General features: G+C 62.2%; 18 protein-coding genes. 7 read left to right on the forward strand and 11 right to left on the reverse strand.

Annotated features, from left to right (window positions below):
- Positions 1-16 precede the first annotated feature (16 nt).
- From AMK00_RS02285 to dapD, 3 genes are all read right to left on the reverse strand, one after another.
- Positions 17-613, reverse strand: coding sequence for a hypothetical protein (locus tag AMK00_RS02285; RefSeq protein ID WP_064800471.1), 597 nt, complete (start codon positions 611-613; stop codon positions 17-19).
- The gene (gene dapE / locus AMK00_RS02290; RefSeq protein WP_064809438.1) at positions 600-1,793 is read right to left on the reverse strand and encodes a succinyl-diaminopimelate desuccinylase; all 1,194 of its coding nucleotides are present in this window, start codon (positions 1,791-1,793) and stop codon (positions 600-602) included. The genes AMK00_RS02285 and dapE overlap by 14 nt, the downstream gene beginning before the upstream one ends.
- A 99-nt stretch (positions 1,794-1,892) precedes the next feature.
- Entirely contained in the window at positions 1,893-2,753 is an 861-nt protein-coding gene (gene dapD / locus AMK00_RS02295) for a 2,3,4,5-tetrahydropyridine-2,6-dicarboxylate N-succinyltransferase (RefSeq protein ID WP_064800473.1), read from the reverse strand.
- A gap of 194 nt (positions 2,754-2,947) precedes the next feature.
- On the opposite strand from dapD, the gene AMK00_RS02300 reads away from it, so the two are divergent.
- Positions 2,948-3,814 (forward strand): LOG family protein, encoded by an 867-nt coding sequence (locus AMK00_RS02300; RefSeq protein WP_064809440.1) that lies wholly within the window; start codon positions 2,948-2,950, stop codon positions 3,812-3,814.
- A gap of 83 nt (positions 3,815-3,897) precedes the next feature.
- On the opposite strand, the gene AMK00_RS02305 is transcribed toward AMK00_RS02300, so the two are convergent.
- Both AMK00_RS02305 and AMK00_RS02310 read right to left on the reverse strand, forming a co-directional pair.
- Positions 3,898-4,527 carry an EF-hand domain-containing protein gene (locus tag AMK00_RS02305; RefSeq protein WP_064800475.1) on the reverse strand — a complete coding sequence of 210 codons (630 nt, stop codon included), beginning with the start codon at positions 4,525-4,527 and terminating at the stop codon, positions 3,898-3,900.
- 108 nt (positions 4,528-4,635) lie between these two features.
- Positions 4,636-5,352, reverse strand: coding sequence for a pyrimidine 5'-nucleotidase (locus tag AMK00_RS02310; protein ID WP_064800476.1), 717 nt, complete (start codon positions 5,350-5,352; stop codon positions 4,636-4,638).
- Positions 5,353-5,455: 103 nt separating this feature from the next.
- Here AMK00_RS02310 and AMK00_RS02315 point away from each other — a divergent pair, with 103 nt between their 5' ends.
- Entirely contained in the window at positions 5,456-6,532 is a 1,077-nt protein-coding gene (locus tag AMK00_RS02315) for a bifunctional transcriptional activator/DNA repair enzyme AdaA (protein WP_064809441.1), read from the forward strand.
- Positions 6,529-7,299 carry an isocitrate lyase/PEP mutase family protein gene (locus tag AMK00_RS02320; protein WP_064800478.1) on the forward strand — a complete coding sequence of 257 codons (771 nt, stop codon included), beginning with the start codon at positions 6,529-6,531 and terminating at the stop codon, positions 7,297-7,299. Before AMK00_RS02315 ends, AMK00_RS02320 begins: the two co-directional genes overlap by 4 nt.
- 66 nt (positions 7,300-7,365) lie before the next feature.
- On the opposite strand, the gene AMK00_RS02325 is transcribed toward AMK00_RS02320, so the two are convergent.
- Both AMK00_RS02325 and AMK00_RS02330 read right to left on the reverse strand, forming a co-directional pair.
- A complete protein-coding gene (locus AMK00_RS02325; protein ID WP_064800479.1) occupies positions 7,366-8,514 on the reverse strand; it encodes an alpha-hydroxy acid oxidase in 1,149 nt (382 codons plus the stop codon).
- Between the two features lie 377 nt (positions 8,515-8,891).
- Positions 8,892-9,830 (reverse strand): fatty acid desaturase, encoded by a 939-nt coding sequence (locus AMK00_RS02330; RefSeq protein WP_064809442.1) that lies wholly within the window; start codon positions 9,828-9,830, stop codon positions 8,892-8,894.
- A 163-nt stretch (positions 9,831-9,993) separates the two neighbouring features.
- Between AMK00_RS02330 and AMK00_RS02335 the strand changes: the two genes are divergently transcribed.
- The gene (locus AMK00_RS02335) at positions 9,994-10,359 is read left to right on the forward strand and encodes a metalloregulator ArsR/SmtB family transcription factor (protein ID WP_064800481.1); all 366 of its coding nucleotides are present in this window, start codon (positions 9,994-9,996) and stop codon (positions 10,357-10,359) included.
- 90 nt (positions 10,360-10,449) lie between these two features.
- Here AMK00_RS02335 and argB read toward each other — a convergent pair whose 3' ends face one another.
- Positions 10,450-11,337, reverse strand: a complete 888-nt coding sequence (gene argB / locus AMK00_RS02340; protein ID WP_011423809.1) for an acetylglutamate kinase — start codon at positions 11,335-11,337, stop codon at positions 10,450-10,452.
- 145 nt (positions 11,338-11,482) lie between these two features.
- On the opposite strand from argB, the gene AMK00_RS02345 reads away from it, so the two are divergent.
- The 3 genes from AMK00_RS02345 (at position 11,483) to AMK00_RS02355 (ending at position 13,402) form a co-directional block, all read left to right on the forward strand.
- Entirely contained in the window at positions 11,483-12,022 is a 540-nt protein-coding gene (locus AMK00_RS02345) for a sigma-70 family RNA polymerase sigma factor (protein WP_064805862.1), read from the forward strand.
- Positions 12,019-12,738, forward strand: coding sequence for an anti-sigma factor (locus AMK00_RS02350; protein ID WP_064800482.1), 720 nt, complete (start codon positions 12,019-12,021; stop codon positions 12,736-12,738). The genes AMK00_RS02345 and AMK00_RS02350 overlap by 4 nt, the downstream gene beginning before the upstream one ends.
- 109 nt (positions 12,739-12,847) lie before the next feature.
- The gene (locus AMK00_RS02355; protein WP_064811623.1) at positions 12,848-13,402 is read left to right on the forward strand and encodes a fasciclin domain-containing protein; all 555 of its coding nucleotides are present in this window, start codon (positions 12,848-12,850) and stop codon (positions 13,400-13,402) included.
- Between the two features lie 43 nt (positions 13,403-13,445).
- On the opposite strand, the gene yihA is transcribed toward AMK00_RS02355, so the two are convergent.
- The 3 genes from yihA to rnpA form a co-directional block, all read right to left on the reverse strand.
- A complete protein-coding gene (yihA, locus tag AMK00_RS02360) occupies positions 13,446-14,099 on the reverse strand; it encodes a ribosome biogenesis GTP-binding protein YihA/YsxC (protein WP_064800483.1) in 654 nt (217 codons plus the stop codon).
- A gap of 140 nt (positions 14,100-14,239) precedes the next feature.
- Positions 14,240-16,030, reverse strand: a complete 1,791-nt coding sequence (gene yidC, locus AMK00_RS02365) for a membrane protein insertase YidC (RefSeq protein ID WP_064800484.1) — start codon at positions 16,028-16,030, stop codon at positions 14,240-14,242.
- Positions 16,030-16,431 (reverse strand): ribonuclease P protein component, encoded by a 402-nt coding sequence (rnpA, locus tag AMK00_RS02370; RefSeq protein WP_064800485.1) that lies wholly within the window; start codon positions 16,429-16,431, stop codon positions 16,030-16,032. The genes yidC and rnpA overlap by 1 nt, the downstream gene beginning before the upstream one ends.
- Between the last annotated feature and the right edge of the window lie 11 nt (positions 16,432-16,442).

A 16,442-nucleotide genomic window follows, 5' to 3' on the forward strand; every position in this document is an offset into this window, starting at 1 on the left:
CATGCGATAGCGCGGGTCAGGCGGGGTAGATGCCGAGGAAGTGCTGCAGATATTCCGAAAGGATCATCGATGGCACGAGTAGCACCAGCGTCAGCGCCCCGACCATCAGCGCGTGATCGTGGCAGATCATCCTGAGAATGCGGGCCAGGGCGAAGATCTGCGCCAGCATGAAGGCGAGCAGCAGCAGCGAGACGAGGCCGACGGTGCCGGGCAGGAAGAACACCAGCGCCAATAGCAGACCGTTGATATAGGAGAGCGGCACGCCGAGCCAGTTGACGCTGACGACGACGGGGGCGAAGCGCTCGCCCATGCGGAAGGCAAGCAGCAGCAGCCCGGCAAAGACCAGCGGCACGAACCAGTTGGCGACCTCGACGAGGCCGAGCCTGATGTAGAAGGCAAGATCGACATCGGCCTCGGGCGGCATCGACCGCAGGAAGGCCTGTCGCCACCAGAGCCAGGAAATGCCCATCGGCGGCAGGCACCAGGCCATCGCCCAAAACGACCGGTTGACGCCGCGCTCCGATAGATCGAGGAAGCGGAAGCCGCGCGGATCCATCCGGATCAGCAGCCAGAGGCCGGCCAGATAATACTGGACTTCCCTAAGACCCGGCATGAGCGAACCAGCGGTCGATGAAGGTTTCGTAGATCGCCGTCAGCGTCTCCAGATCGGCAACGGCGACACGCTCGTCGACCATGTGCATCGTCTGACCGACCAGGCCGAACTCGACGACCGGACAATAATCCTTGATGAAGCGGGCGTCCGACGTGCCGCCGGTGGTCGAAAGCTTCGGCGAGCAGCCGATCGCGCTCTCGATGGCCGAAGACAGCGAGGCGATCAGGGCGTTGTTGCGTGTCAGGAAGACATGGCTCGGCCGGTCGGCCCAGACGATATCGTATTTCACCGGCTCCCGGCCCGGCCGCAGCTGGCCGTTGCCGGCAGCGGCCTCGAGCCGGCGCAGGATTTCCGCACGCAGCGTTTCGACGGTCCAGCTGTCGTTGAAGCGGATGTTGAAGCTGGCCGATGCCTTGGCCGGAATGACGTTGGTGGCCGGATTGCCGACATCGACCGTCGTCACTTCGAGGTTCGACGGCTGGAAATCGTCGGTGCCAGCGTCGAAAGGCGGATCCATCAGCGCCTGGGTCAGCTGCAGCATGCCGCGCACCGGATTGTCGGCGAGGTGCGGGTAGGCGGCATGGCCCTGAACGCCATGCACGGTGATCTTCCCCGACAGCGAGCCGCGCCGACCGATCTTGATCATGTCGCCGAGCCGGTCCGGATTGGTCGGTTCTCCCACAAGGCAGGCGTCCCAGCGTTCGCCTCGCTCCGCCGCCCATTGCAGCAGTTTGATCGTGCCGTTGATCGCCGGGCCTTCTTCGTCGCCGGTGATGAGGAAAGAGATCGAGCCGGCCGGCGGCCCGTTCTTTTCGATATGACGGGCGACGGCGGCGACGAAACAGGCGATGCCTCCCTTCATGTCGACGGCGCCGCGTCCGAAGAGCTCGCCCTTTGCTATCTCGGCGGCAAAAGGCGGATGCGTCCAGGCGGCTTCGTCGCCGACCGGCACCACATCCGTGTGGCCGGCAAACATCAGGTGCGGGCCGTCGCGGCCGAGGCGGGCATAGAGGTTCTCGATATCGGCTGTGCCCTCTTCGCGTGCCGTCACCTTGTCGACCGTAAAGCCGAGCGGCGTGAGCATGGCGTCGAGCGCCGTGAGCGCGCCGCCTTCGGCGGGCGTCACGGACGGGCAGCGAATCAATGTCTGGAGATTGGCGACGGGGTCGGAAGCGGTCATGGCGGTCGAACTATCCGGCGGGAATGGCAAAGACATGGCGAGGCGGGGCCGCCTCGCCGAAAGACGCCGTCTGTTTACCGGATCAATGTCCCGGTGTCATCAATCTCTGAGCAGCTCGTTGATGCCGGTCTTGGAGCGGGTCTGTTCGTCGACCCGCTTGACGATGACGGCGCAGTAGAGATGCGGCGCCGGCTGGCCGTTTGCCATCGTCGCATTGGCCGATGCCATCGAGCCGGCAACGACGACGGAATAGGGCGGCACTTCGCCGTACATGACCTCGCCGGTGGCGCGGTCGACGATCTTGGTCGACTTGCCGATATAGACGCCCATGCCGAGCACCGAGCCTTCGCGGATGATGCAGCCTTCGACCACTTCGGAACGGGCGCCGATGAAGCAATTGTCCTCGATGATCGTCGGGCCGGCCTGCATCGGCTCCAGCACGCCGCCGATGCCGACGCCGCCGGACAGATGCACATGTTTGCCGATCTGCGCGCAGGAGCCGACCGTCGCCCAGGTGTCGACCATCGTGCCTTCGCCGACATAGGCGCCGAGATTGACGAAGGAGGGCATCAGGATGGCGTTCGGGGCGATATAGGCCGAGCGGCGCACGACGCAGTTGGGCACGGCGCGGAAGCCCGCCGCCCGGAACTGGTTTTCGCCCCAATTCTCGAATTTCGAGGGAACCTTATCCCACCAGGTGGAATTGCCGGAGCCGCCCTTGACCACCTCCATGTCGTTGAGGCGGAAAGACAAGAGCACCGCCTTCTTCAGCCACTGATTGACCGTCCAGGCGCCGTCGGCGCCGCGGGTCGCGACGCGGGCCTTGCCGGAATCGAGCAGATCGAGCGCCGCTTCGACCGCATCACGGACCTCGCCCTTCGTCGACATGTTCACATTATCGCGATTGTCGAAGGCGGCTTCGATGGTCTTTTCCAGGGATGCGAGGTCGGTGGCGCTCATGAGAATTCCTTAAACTTCGATCTTTATCGTGGAGACGGCGGAGTCTCCGGACATGCGATCGGCGTGGGTTTGTCCTGCTCTACAGCATGCACCCGTAGAACGGAATGATTTTTCGAACAAGATCATACCTGGATTCAAGGCGTTATAGCGACATATCCGGTTTCACGGCCGGCAATACTGAAAGGCATTTCGACATGGCGAAGGGACGAAACGGCGGTTCGCGGCGCAAGGATGGCGTATGGGACCCGTTGAAGAGCAGCTCGACCGACAGGCAGCGCGCCGAAGCCGTGCCGAAGACGCCGCAGACGTTGTCGCCGGCCTATCGCCTAGCCTATGTCGACGAGGATTTCCTCTGCCGCGAGGAATTGCGGCCGATCCGGCTGCAGCTGGAACTCTTGAAGACCGAGATGATGCTGACCGAACGCGGCATCCGCTCGACCGTCGTCATGTTCGGCGGCGCCCGCATTCCCGCCCCCGGCCAGAGCGCCTGGGCGGCGCGCAACGAGATCCAGCGCGCCAATCTGGAGGCGGCCTCCGTCTATTATGACGAGGCGCGCAAATTTGCCCGTCTCTGCTCGAAATATTCGGCGGGCTTCGACTTTCAGGAATATGTCATCGTCACCGGCGGCGGCCCCGGCGTCATGGAAGCGGGCAATCGCGGCGCAGCCGATGAGGGCGCGCCGTCGATCGGTCTCAACATCGTGCTGCCGCACGAACAGGCTCCGAACACCTATGTGACGCCGGAGCTCAGCTTCAACTTCCACTATTTCGCCATTCGCAAGATGCATTTCATGGTGCGCGCCAAGGCGATCGCGGTCTTTCCCGGCGGCTTCGGAACGCTCGACGAATTCTTCGAATGCCTGACGCTGATCCAGACCGGCCGCATGGAACGTCTGCCGCTGATCCTTTTCGGCGAGGCCTTCTGGCGGCGCATCATCGATTTCGAGGCCTTGGCCGAATTCGGCACGATCGCGCCCGACGACGTCAAGCTGATCAGCTTCGTTGATACGGCCGACGCCGCGTGGAAGATCGTCCAGGATTTCTACGAACATCGCGAGTAGGGGGCCGAGCGCAGCGTCTCGATTGCAACGCGTATCTCCTTCCCCACCGGGGCGGGGAAGGAGTATGCAATGGTTCACCGCCCTTACAGTAGCGGCCGGTCCGGCATGTCGTCGATCGAGATGACCCCATCCTTGTTGCTGTCCATCCGCGCAAACAGCTTGTCGAGGGCGGCGGAGGCTTCCTGTTTGGAGATCTGGCCGTTCTCGTCGGTATCGACGCGGCGCATCATCATCGAGGCGCGCATGAAATTGCCGCCATGGCGCATCCAGTGACGTCCGTCGCGGCCTTCATGATCTTCCCGCGGCGGCCGTCCCTGATCGTCATTGTCCAGCAGGTCGGGCACGGCATTGACGTCGTCATTCTCGCCGACCTCCTGTTTGCGCTCATCCTTCATCGCCTTCATCTGCGTTTCCCGGTACTGGCGGATTTCGCCGGGTGTCAACGAGCCGTCATTATTGGTGTCGATCGCAGCAAAGATCTTGTCGAGACCGGCGGTTGCCTCTTCCTTGGAGATCTGACCGTCCTTGTTGGTGTCGAACTGCTTGAGCATTCTGACATAGGTGACTTCGCGGAAGCCAGCCGGACCCGGGCGGTCCATGCCGGCATGATGCGGGCGCGGCCCGTCGCCCGGTGCGGCAAAGCTTGCCCCGGCTGCGGCGCCGAAGATAAGGACGGAGGAGAGCGCTGCCAGTATCAGCTTGTTGCGGTACATCGTGTTTCCCTTTCGTAAGGTGTCCCCTCACGAAAGAAGCTACGGCAGCAGGCCTCAATGACCCAGTTAAACATCGGTAAGCTGGGTGAAACTTTCGTAACCTGGCGGTCAGCCGCCGGATCTGGTCACCTTGCCGAGAAATGCAACGAGGTCATCGGTGACGAAATCGATGTGATCCTCGTCGCCGCTGGTCTTTTCCCACCATTCGACGACGGTCTCTTCCAGATTGCGCGGCACCAGCAGCACGGTCTGCATGCCGAGCGCCTTCGGCACCGTCAGATTGCGCGGCAGATCCTCGAACATCGCCGCCTTGTTCGTTTCGACCCGCTTCAGCACCGCAAACTTGTCGTAGGTCGCCTGCGCCGGCTTCGGCACGTAATCGGCGGCGACGATGTCGAAGATATCGTCGAAATGCTCGAGAATGCCGAGCGCTCCGGCGGTCATTTCGGCATGTTTGACGCTGCCGTTGGTGAAGATGAATTTGCGCCCCGGCAGCTTCTTGATCGCTTCGCCGAGTTCCGGCTGCGGCGTCAGCGCCGAATAGTCGATCGCATGCGCCTTTTCGAGGAAATCGTTCGGGTCGATGCCGTGATGGATCATCAGGCCCTGCAGCGTCGTGCCGTGGTCGAGATAATACTGCTTCTGCAGCTTGCGCGCTTCTTCCCGCTCCATCTGTAACAGCGCCGCGACATAGGCGGTCATGTTCTTGTCGATCTGCGCGAAAAGATTGATGTGATGCGGGTAGAGGGTGTTGTCGAGGTCGAACACCCAGTCTGTCACGTGTTCGAAATCGGCTTTTTCAGGCGTACGGTCGATCTTGGTCATGGCCGCCCTTATGGCACGGCTGCTCGCCCAAGGAAATCGACAAGAAAAAATAGACGCCCGATTTTCGGCGGACGCGGCAGGCGTTGGATGTTAGAAAGCGCACATGCTTTTCGAACGCCCCGACGATGATACGCTCTATGACGCCCTGGTCGCGCGCAGCGCCGATTACGAGGGCCAGGCCTATGTTTGCGTGAAGACGACGGGCATCTTCTGCCGTCTGACCTGCCCGGCGCGCAAACCGAAGCGGGAAAATACGCTCTTCTTCGAGACGATCGCCGCCTGCATGCATTCCGGCTTTCGCCCCTGCCAGCGCTGCAGGCCGCTGGAACAGCAGCCAGGCCGGGAGCCAGTCGTCGACGAGCTGCTGGCGCGGCTGGACAGCGAGCCGGAGGTTCGCTGGACCGAGGAGGAGCTTGTGCGCCGCGGCCATGATCCCTCGACCGTGCGCCGCGCCTTCAAGCGGGCGCTCGGCATGACCTTCCATGACATCGTCCGTTACCGCAGGCTCGGAGAAGCGGCCCGGCAGCTGGCGGATGGGGCGCGTGTCATCGATGCCCAGATCGACGCCGGATACGAATCTCCGAGCGGCTTCCGGTCGGCGTTCCAGCGGATGGTCGGCAAGGCGCCGGCGCTCTCGCAGAACCGCGAGCTGCTCTTTGCCGATTGGTTCGACACGCCGCTCGGACCGATGATCGCGGTCGCCGACAAGACACATCTGCATCTGCTAGAATTTCACGATCGCAAGGCGCTACCGAGCGAACTCGAAGCGCTGCAGAAGCGCGTCCGCTCCTCCGTCGCGATCGGCCGCACCCCCGCGATCGATCAGATCGAGGCGGAGATCCGCGATTATTTCGAAGGCCGGCTGACCACCTTCAGGACGCCCCTGGCGCTTGGCGGCACGCCCTTCGAAAAGCATGTCTGGGCAAGGCTGATGGAGATCCCGATCGGGCAGACGCGCGCCTATGGCGATCTCGCCAGGGAGATGGAAAGACCGGAGGTCGTGCGTGCGGTCGGCCGCGCCAATGGCGCCAACCAGCTTGCCATCGTCGTGCCCTGCCACCGCATCCTCGGCGCCGATGGCTCTCTGACCGGTTACGGCGGCGGGCTCTGGCGCAAGCAGTGGCTGCTGCGCCATGAAGAGAAAATCAGCACAGAGACAAGGATGGAGGAGACAGCATGAACCAGACTGAAAAGGCCAAGGCATTCGGCGCGCTTCACCGGAAGGGCGACCCGATCGTCCTTTACAATATCTGGGATGCGGGGACGGCAAAGGCCGTCGCCGATGCCGGCGCCAAGGCGCTTGCGACGGGAAGCTGGTCGGTCGCCGCCGCCCATGGCTTTGCCGACGGCGAAAAGCTGCCGATGTCGGTGCTGGTGGAGACGGCAAAATCCATCACCGATGCCGTCGACCTGCCGCTTTCGGTCGATTTCGAAGGGGCGTATTCCGCCGATCCTCAGGGGGCGGCCGCCAATGTCGCCAGGCTGATGAATGTGGGGGTCATCGGCATCAATTTCGAGGATCGGGTGGTCGCCGGCGAGGGGCTCTATCCCGTCGAAAGCCAGGCGGCCCGCATCCGCGCCATTCGCGCCATGGCCGACGGCAAGGATATCCCCTTCTTCATCAACGCCCGCACCGACCTCTTCCTGGCCGAGAGCGATCTTGCCAAACATGCGGGCCTGGTGGACGAGGCGATCGAGCGGGGCAGGGCCTATGCGGCCGCCGGCGGCAACGGCTTCTTCGTGCCTGGCCTGATCGACCCCGCCTTGATCGAAAAGATCTGCGCGGCATCGTCGCTGCCGGTCAATGTCATGATGCGGGCAGGCGCTCCCGACGTGAAAACCCTGGCAAAGCTCGGCGTCGGCCGCATCAGCTATGGCCCGGGGCCCTACCGGTCGATGATGGAAAAGCTGAAACAGGAGGCGGCGGCGATTTATAGCCTGCTTTGACGCCGCTGTGGGCGAGGGCCGCATCCGTATGTTGGGCTGCGGCCCTTAAATGACATCCTGCTCGGCTCAGGAGCGGAAGCGCAGGTTGCGCCGCGTCAGCTGGTCGACCGAGGTGCAGCCCATCAGCTTCATGTCGCGTTCGATCTCGGTGCGGATCGTCTCCAGCGCCCGTTCGACGCCGGGCTGTCCGGCGGCGGCCAGCGGGAAGAGATAGTAGCGGCCGAGCCCGACTGCCTTTGCCCCCAGCGACAGCGCTTTCAGAACATGTGTTCCCCGCTGCACGCCGCCATCCATCATCACGTCGATTCGGTCGCCGACGGCATCGACGATCTCGGCCAACTGGTCGAAAGCGCTGCGCGAACCGTCGAGCTGGCGGCCGCCGTGGTTGGACAGCACGATGCCGGTGCAGCCGATCTCGACCGCGCGCTTGGCGTCCTCCACCGACATGATGCCCTTCAGGCAAAATTGCCCGCCCCAGGCCTGCACCATCTCGGCCACGTCGGTCCACGACATCGAGGGGTCGAGCATTTCGGTGAAGTAGCGGCTGATCGACAGCGCACCGCCGTCCATCTTGACGTGGTTTTCGAGCTGCGGCAGCCGGAACGCCTCATGCGTCATCCAGCCGATCGCCCAGGACGGCTTGATCGCGAACTGCATCATGCCGGCGAGATTGAGCTTGAAGGGAATGGCAAAGCCCGTGCGCTTGTCGCGCTCGCGGTTGCCGCCGGTGATGCTGTCGACCGTCAGCATCATCGCCTGCACGCCCGCCGTTTTCGCCCGCGCCATCATTTCGTGGTTCAGCCCGCGGTCCTTATGGAAATAGAACTGATAGACCTGAGGCCCGTCGCTGATCTGCCTGGCCTCCTCCAGGCTGATCGTGCCGAGTGAGGAAACCCCGAACATCGTGCCGTGTTTTGCCGCTGCCGCCGCGACCGCCCGTTCCCCCTGGTGGTGAAACAGCCGCTGCAGCGCCGTCGGCGAGCAATAGACCGGCATGGCGAGCTTCTGCCCCATGACCGTCACCGACATATCGACCTCGGCCACGCCCTTGAGAACGTCTGGCACCAGATCACAATTTTCGAAAGCCGCGGTATTGCGCCGATACGTCACCTCGTCATCGGCGGCACCATCGATATAGTCGAAGATCGGCCCCGGAAGACGCCGTTTGGCCATGCGCCGGAAATCGTGAAAATTATAGCAGTCTGTAAGGCGCATCTTTTTGCTCGACCCAGTTAGTTTTCGGGCCGCAACCTAAAGCACGATTCGAAACCTTGCCAAGGCTAGATTGTGCGATTTGCGACCTGTCGGATGGATATTGCGGCTTGGGTGGGTTTGCAGGCGGATAATGATCTGCTGGGCGCGCTCATGCAGAGGCTGAGCTGTCTCTCCCCGGCCTGTGCCTCGGCGCGGCATTCTCCAACGCCCCTCATCCTGACGCGCGCAGCCCGCAGGGCGAAGCATCGAAGGACATGCCGCAACGCCGCTGCTTGCATCCATCCGCTGCCAGCGCACCCGCCCCGCCCTTCGAGGTCCCTCCGGGGCACCTCAGGGGGAGGCTCTCTTGAACGCCGCGCTATATTCTGTGGTACTCCTCAACGCTGACCAACAGGATGATCCTCACCAGTGTCTCCGGAGACTTCAACGCCTCTCAACCCATCCCTCGGTACGATCGTGTGCGGGAGCTTGATCGCTGAAGCCAGACCGAGCGCTGCCAGCAGCCGGATAAAATGCCAGCCGAGGTCTAGCTGCCCCGGCTCGATGCCGAGCCGCGCCGATTCCGGAAAGGCGTGATGGTTGCCGTGGAAGCTCTCGCCGAAGGTCACCAGCCCGAAATGCGGTAGATTATAGCCTTGCACCGCGACGTCATCGACGCTCCAGCCTTGATGGCCGTGCCGATGGGCGAAATGACCGACCAGCCAGTGCCCGGTCAGCGACACCGAGACCCGCACGGCAATCCCCCAGACCAGCCACGGCAGTCCGCCAAGAATGAGGAGCAGGAGTCCCAAGGGAATTTGCTGCGCCATCCATGTCGCCTCCAGAAAACGATAGAAGCGGTCGCCCCGCTCACGCTCTTCAAGGACGAAACGTGGCGGCCGGTCGAGCGCCACGGCGCAATGCATCTGCCAGAAGGCGTCGACGAAGAACGATCGCCGATGGGCATAGAGGTCATGGCAGTCTCGTTGCCGCTGCGCCCAGTCGCGAATATCGTGGGCGTAGATCATGCCAAAGGGGCCGGCCATGCCGACCAGCGTGCCGAGATAGACGAGCAAGCGCTCGAGCCAGAGCGGAGCGCTGAAGGAACGGTGAATCAGCAGCCGGTGCATGCCCACCGAATGGCCAAGGCAGATCGTGATGGCGGTCGATAGAACAAAGACGGTAACAGCGCTCCAGCTGAAGGTCAGTGGTCCGTCCACTACGGCAACCACGGTCATTGCGGTGATCCAGATCGATTTCGCGGGCATCCAGACCACTCTGCCCTTCACGGGATCGCTGCTATCGTCGATCATGCGTCCGGTGGAAATACTGCTCATAACAACTCCTTCCCATCGGGCGCCACTTGAACACCGGCCGGCAATTCATTAATTAAGCAATTACCTAATTACCTTGCATCAGGAAAAACAGTTAAGCAATGCGCTAATTGCTTAACTGTTTGGCAGATCGACGCGTTGATTGCCGTAGGCATGGAGACGGAACTTGAAAGACGAGACTTTCGACGACATTACTAAAGGCAGTTCGGTCGGTGCCGCCCAGCGGGTGTTCCACGCGCTTTCCAGCGCGCCGCGGCGGAAGATCCTCGCATACCTCTCCGCGTCGGGGCTGACCGCCGGTGAGATCGCCGACCGCTTCAGCATGTCGAAGCCAGCGGTTTCCCAGCATCTTTCCATCCTGGAAGCGGCAGGATTGCTCAGACGGGAAAAACAGGGCCAGTTCGTTCACTATTCCCTGATCGAGAACAATCTCGTCAATACGCTCAACGGGTTCGTGCAGGAGGTCTGCCCGGTTGGCCGGCCGATCAAGAAGGAAAGCCAGTCGCGTGCGCGCCGGAAAGAATTGCCCTGAATTCTGGCATCTCTCCCGATCTTTAGGGAGACCGGGAAATGTTCGAAGTGAGAAGACGCGCCCTTCATGCGTTGAAGAGCGCAGCCTTGATCAGGGAACGATCAGCGTTCCGATGCCGTGCTCGGTGAAGATCTCGAGCAGGACGGAATGGGCGGTCTTGCCGTTCAGGATGACGACACCCTGCACGCCGGCCTTGATCGCATCGATGCAGGTCTCGACCTTGGGGATCATGCCGCCGGAGATCGTGCCGTCGGCGATCAGCGCATGCGCTTCGGCGACGGAAAGCTCCTTGATCAGTTGCCCTTTCTTGTCGAGCACGCCGGGAACGTCGGTCAAAAACAGCAGGCGGGTGGCGTTGAGCGCGCCGGCAATGGCGCCGGCGAAGGTGTCGGCGTTGATATTGTAGGTCGCGCCGTCGCGGCCAGGTGCAACGGGCGCGATGACCGGGATCATCTCGGAGCGGGCGAGCAGATCGAGCAGCGTGCGGTCGACCTCGACCACTTCGCCGACGAAGCCGAGATCAAGCACCCGCTCGATGTTGGAATCCGGATCTTTGATGGTCTTGCGCGCCTTTTCGGCGAAGACCATGTTGCCGTCCTTGCCGCAAAGGCCGATCGCCCATTCGCCGGTCTGGTTGATCAGCGCGACGATCTCCTTGTTGATCGAGCCGGCGAGCACCATCTCGACGATCTCGACCGTCTTCTGGTCGGTGACGCGAAGGCCACCTTCGAACTTCGATTCGATGCCCATCTTGGTCAGCATAGCGCCGATCTGCGGACCGCCGCCGTGAACGACGATCGGGTTGACGCCCGACTGTTTCAAAAGCGCGATGTCGCTGGCAAAGGCCTTGCCGAGCTCGGGATTGCCCATCGCATGGCCGCCGTACTTCACCACGATCGTCTTGTTTTCATAACGCTGCATGAAGGGCAGCGCCTGGGCGAGAAGACGTGCCTGGATTTCGCTTTCGGACTCGTTCATGGGAACCCCGCAGAATTGATCGCGGCCTTTTATCGCAAGTTTCTGACAGAGGGAATAATCCAGAACGCAATAGTTTTTCGTATGTGGCATGAAGCCGGAGGAGTTGGACCCGCTGGCTGAGCGAGGCACGATAGAGGGGAACGGCATGCAGGGGGATGAGATCAAGGACTTGATCGGCCGCGTCGCGCTCGGCGACCGCATGGCCTTCGCTGCCCTCTACAACCAGACCGCACCGAAACTTTTCGCAATCTGCCTGCGTATCTTGAAGGACCGCACGGAGGCCGAGGAGGCCCTGCAGGAAGTCTATATCAGCATCTGGCAACGCGCTCGAAGCTTCCAGGCAGCCTCGGGATCGTCCCCGGCATGGCTGGCCGCAATTGCCCGCAACCGGTCGATCGATCTGCTGCGTGCGCGCAAGCCCGTCGCCGACGAACTCGACAGCGTTTACGATCTTGCCGATTCCGAACCCGACCCGGAAAGACAGACGGTGACGAAGGATGAAGGAAGGCGGATTGACACCTGCATGGAAGAGTTGGAAGCTGATCGTGCGGTCGCCGTGAAACGGGCTTATGTCGAAGGGCTGAGCTATCAGGAACTGGCGGATCAGTTCGGCGTTCCGCTGAACACGATGCGGACCTGGCTCAGGCGCAGCCTCTTGAAACTGAGAGAGTGCATGGAACGATGACATCGCCCGACAAAAGCAAGGGAAACCGCTCCCGCGACGAGGTCCTCGCCGGTGAATATGTTTTGGGCGTCCTGTCGCTGCAGGATCGCCGGGTGGTGGAAGAGCGCATGCGCCACGATCGGATATTTGCGGCGATCGTCAGCCGTTGGGAAACCAACCTCTCCGCCTTCAACGACGAATATGACGGCGTCGCGCCGAGCCGGGAAACCTTCAAGCAGATCGAGTCCCGGCTGTTCGGCGATGCCGGAAAACCCGCATCCTTTTCGCAGGGGCTGTGGAATTCGGCGGTTTTCTGGCGCTCATTGGCGTTCGCCTGCATCGTCGTCGCCGTCAGTGCCGTCATCTTCGCCTCCGGCCTTGTGCCGCAGCCGCAGGGACCGGCACCGCTGGTGGCCGAACTTGCGGGTCAAAACAACGCGATCAATCTCCGCGCCTCCTACGAGATCCAGAGCGGCCGGCTGAAGATCGTGCCGGTCGCCGCCGGCAAGCCGGAGGAGAAATCGCTGGAACTCTGGCTGGTGCCGGGCAGCGGCGCGCCGAAATCGCTCGGCATCTTCCAGCCCGGCGAAAGCGGCGAACTCGTCATTCCGGCGGATTTGCGCAACAATGTCGCCGATGGCGCAACGCTTGCCGTCAGCCTCGAGCCTTTCGGCGGCTCGCCGAGCGGGCAGGTGACCGGTCCGGTGATTGCGAGCGGCACCGTACAGCGGCCATAATCAATTTCTCTCCTCTGAAACTCTTCGGCGCATCACTTCGTAGTTGGCATTGCCCGGACGACGCTCAGGCATGATGCCGGCGAAGAATATCCGGCCAGAGGAGAAGATCATGATCAAGTCCTTACTGCGCGGCTTTGCACTTGCCGCCGCCCTGTCCGCTGTCGCCTTTGCTGCGGCGAAGAACCCGGTCGTCGGCGGCGCTGCGATGTTCGAAAGCAAGAACATCATCGAGAACGCCATGAATTCCAAGGATCACACGACCCTGGTCGCCGCCGTCAAGGCGGCCGGTCTCGTCGGCACGCTTGAGAGCAAAGGGCCTTTTACGGTCTTTGCGCCGACCAACGAGGCCTTCGCCGCCCTGCCCAAGGGCACCGTCGATACGTTGCTGAAGCCGGAAAACAAGGCGACTCTGACCAAGGTTCTGACCTGCCACGTGGTGGCCGCGGACGCTATGGCCAAAACCGTGGCCAAGATGATCAAGGATGATGGCGGCGAGCACGACATCAAGACCGTCGGCGGCTGCGTGATCAAGGCCAGGGAGAGCATGGGCAAGATCACGCTGACCGACGAAAACGGCGAGATTGCCCATGTGACCGTCGCCGACGTCAAGCAGTCGAACGGCGTCATTCATGTGGTCGACAAGGTGCTGCTGCCGAAAATGTAAATCACCGGTATCGGCGGGCAGGGGCGCTCTTCGAGGCGCCCCTCTATTTCCAGGTTGCGATGCCGACGGTTTCGGCGATCGCCTGGCGCAGATCGTCGAGCCCGTCACCTTTTTCGGATGAAGTGGACAGCAGATAGGGATAGGCGGCCGGGCGCTTGCGGATCTTGTCCGCCGTGTCGGCCAGCAGCTTGGGCACGGCCGGCGCCTTGATCTTGTCGGTCTTGGTCAGCACCACCTGGTAGGAGACGGCCGCCTTGTCGAGCAGATCAAGCACCTCCTCGTCGTTCTTCTTGATGCCGTGGCGGCTGTCGATCAGCACGTAGACGCGCTTCAGCGTCGCGCGGCCGCGCAGATAATCGAAAACCAGCTTGGTCCATTTGTCGACCTGCTCCTTCGGCGCCTGCGCATAGCCGTAGCCCGGCATGTCGACGATCGCCATCGGCGGCAGGTCGCCCGCCTCGCCGGAATATCCGTCCGGGACGAAATAGTTGAGCTCCTGCGTGCGCCCCGGCGTGTTCGACGTGCGCGCCAGGCCCTTCTGGCCGACCAGCGCATTGATCAACGACGACTTGCCGACATTCGAGCGTCCGGCGAAGGCGACTTCAGCCGGTCCTTCCGGCGGCAGGAAGTTGAGCGACGGGACGCCGCGGATGAAGATCCATGGGTGGCCGAAGAGCGGCTTTGCGGTTTCAGGCATGCGGGCTCGGCAATCTCCGGATTAGGTCTACTGTCGGCTTCGTGGTTTTACGGGCGGATGTCAAGCTTTCAGGCGGTCCGCGCCGCGCGTCGCGGGCGGGCCGGAAATGAAAAGCCCCGCCGGAGCGGGGCTTGAGAGCATCATTTCGATGGCGCCGTTTTTCGTCGGAACAGGCCCTTGAGATTGTCGAAGAGCTCGATCTTGACGCCATGGCGCTTCATGATCACCGACTGCTGGATCACCGAGAGCGTGTTGTTCCAGGCCCAGTAGATGACGAGGCCGGCCGGGAAGCTTGCCAGCATGAACATGAACACCAGCGGCATCCAGTTGAAGATCATCGCCTGCGTCGGATCGGGCGGCGTCGGGTTCATGCGCATCTGCAGGAACATGGTGACGCCCATGATCAGCGGCCAGACGCCGAGATGCAGGAATGTCGGCGCCGTGAATGGCAGCAGGCCGAACAGGTTGACGATCGTCGTCGGATCGGGCGCCGAAAGGTCCTGGATCCAGCCGAAGAACGGCGCGTGGCGCATTTCGATGGTGATGTAGATCACCTTGTAGAGCGAGAAGAAGATCGGGATTTGCAGCGCCACCGGCCAGCAGCCCGCGATCGGATTGATCTTCTCTTCCTTGTAGAGCTGCATCGTCGCCTGTTGCAGCCCCATGCGGTCGTCGCCGAATTTCGCCTTCAGTTCCTCCATCTTCGGCTGCATGCGCTTCATGTTCGCCATCGACGCATATTGCTTGCTGGCGAGCGGAAAGAACAGCGCCTTGACGACGATGGTGGTGCACAGGATCGCGACACCGAAATTGCCGAAGAAGCGGAAGAAGAAGTCCATCAGCTTGAACATCGGCTTGGTGATGAAATAGAACCAGCCCCAGTCGATCAGGCGGTCGAATTTCGGGATCGAATAGCTGGCCTCATAGCCGTCGATGACGGGCACTTCCTTGGCGCCGGCGAAGACCAGGTTCTTGAGTTCGATCGACTGGCCGGGCGCAACGGTAAAGGCATCGTCCTTGTAGTCGGCCTGATAGCGCGGCTGACCGTCGGCAAAATGCGAGAAACGCGCCTCGTAGGCTGACGTCTGCGGCGGAACGATCGTTGCAGCCCAGTATTTGTCGGTAATGCCGAGCCAGCCGCCGGTGGATTTTGCCGGCGTTACGGCTTCCTTCTCGGCCGCTGTGTATTTGGTTTCAATCAGGCCGTCGTCGCCGATGACGCCGATGAAACCTTCATGCAGGACGTAGGCCGATGGCGTCGTCGGCTTGTTGTACCGTGTCACGCGGCCGTAGGAGGAGAGCGAGACGGGCGCCTGGCCGGTGTTTGCGACCTTGTCGGCGATCGTGAACATGTAGCGTTCGTCGACGGAAATCGTGCGGGTAAAGGTCAGGCCCTTGTCGTTGGTATAGCTGAGCGTCACCGGCGTCTTCTCGGTGAGCTTGGCGCCCTCCGGCGCCGTCCACAGCGTCGAGGCGCCGGGAACGCTGCCCGTGGCATCGCTGCCGATATAGCCGAGCTCGGTGAAGTAGCCGTCCTTGGTTTCGGCCGGGCTGAACAGGGTGATGATCGGGCTCGAATCGTCGACGGTCTCGTGGTAGCCCTTGAGCTTCAGGTCGTCGAGCCGGGCGCCGGCAAGGTTGATCGAGCCGGAAAGGGCAGGAGTGTCGATGACAACACGCGGGGTCTTTGCGAGCGCCTGCTCAAGGGTCGCCGTTGCGACGGCCTGGCCGGAAGGGGCTGCACCGCTGGTCGGAGCCGGCGTTGCGCCGGCGGTAGGCTGCTGGACCTGCTCGGTCTGCTGCTGCGCCTTCTGGGCTTCCTGCGCCTTGCGCTGGGCCTCGATGCGCGGATTCATATAGAGAAACTGCCAGCCGAGGACGATCAGCACCGAGAGAGCGATCGCAATGAAATAATTGCGGTTGTTTTCCATCATACGTTCCTGGGGCGTCCGTCTCCGGAGCGCCGGTGTTTCGGCCTGGTTTCCACGCGAAGCTTCAGCTCCGCGGCCAATTCCTGGAAGGACGCATCAAGCACGTCCCTGCGCGCGACAACCACATAGTCGTGTCCGGGCTGCATTGCAAATCCCGCATGAAGCCGCACCGCCTCTTTCAGGCGGCGGCGCATGCGGTTCCGTTCGACCGCGTTGCCATGTTTTTTGGTGACTGTGAAACCGACGCGGGCCTGGCTGTCGGGTTCCTTCCGGTCGAGGACTTCGAGAAGGAAGAGTCCTCCCCGGCGTTTTTCGCCCTCGCGCACGGCAAGAAACTGCGGGCGGCTCTTCAGCCGCCCGACAGCATATTTCTTCTCACTGGTCGTCACTTCGCCCGCCATCTCTTACCGGG

Source organism: Rhizobium sp. N621, from assembly GCF_001664325.1.
Taxonomy (GTDB): Bacteria; Pseudomonadota; Alphaproteobacteria; order Rhizobiales; family Rhizobiaceae; genus Rhizobium; species Rhizobium esperanzae.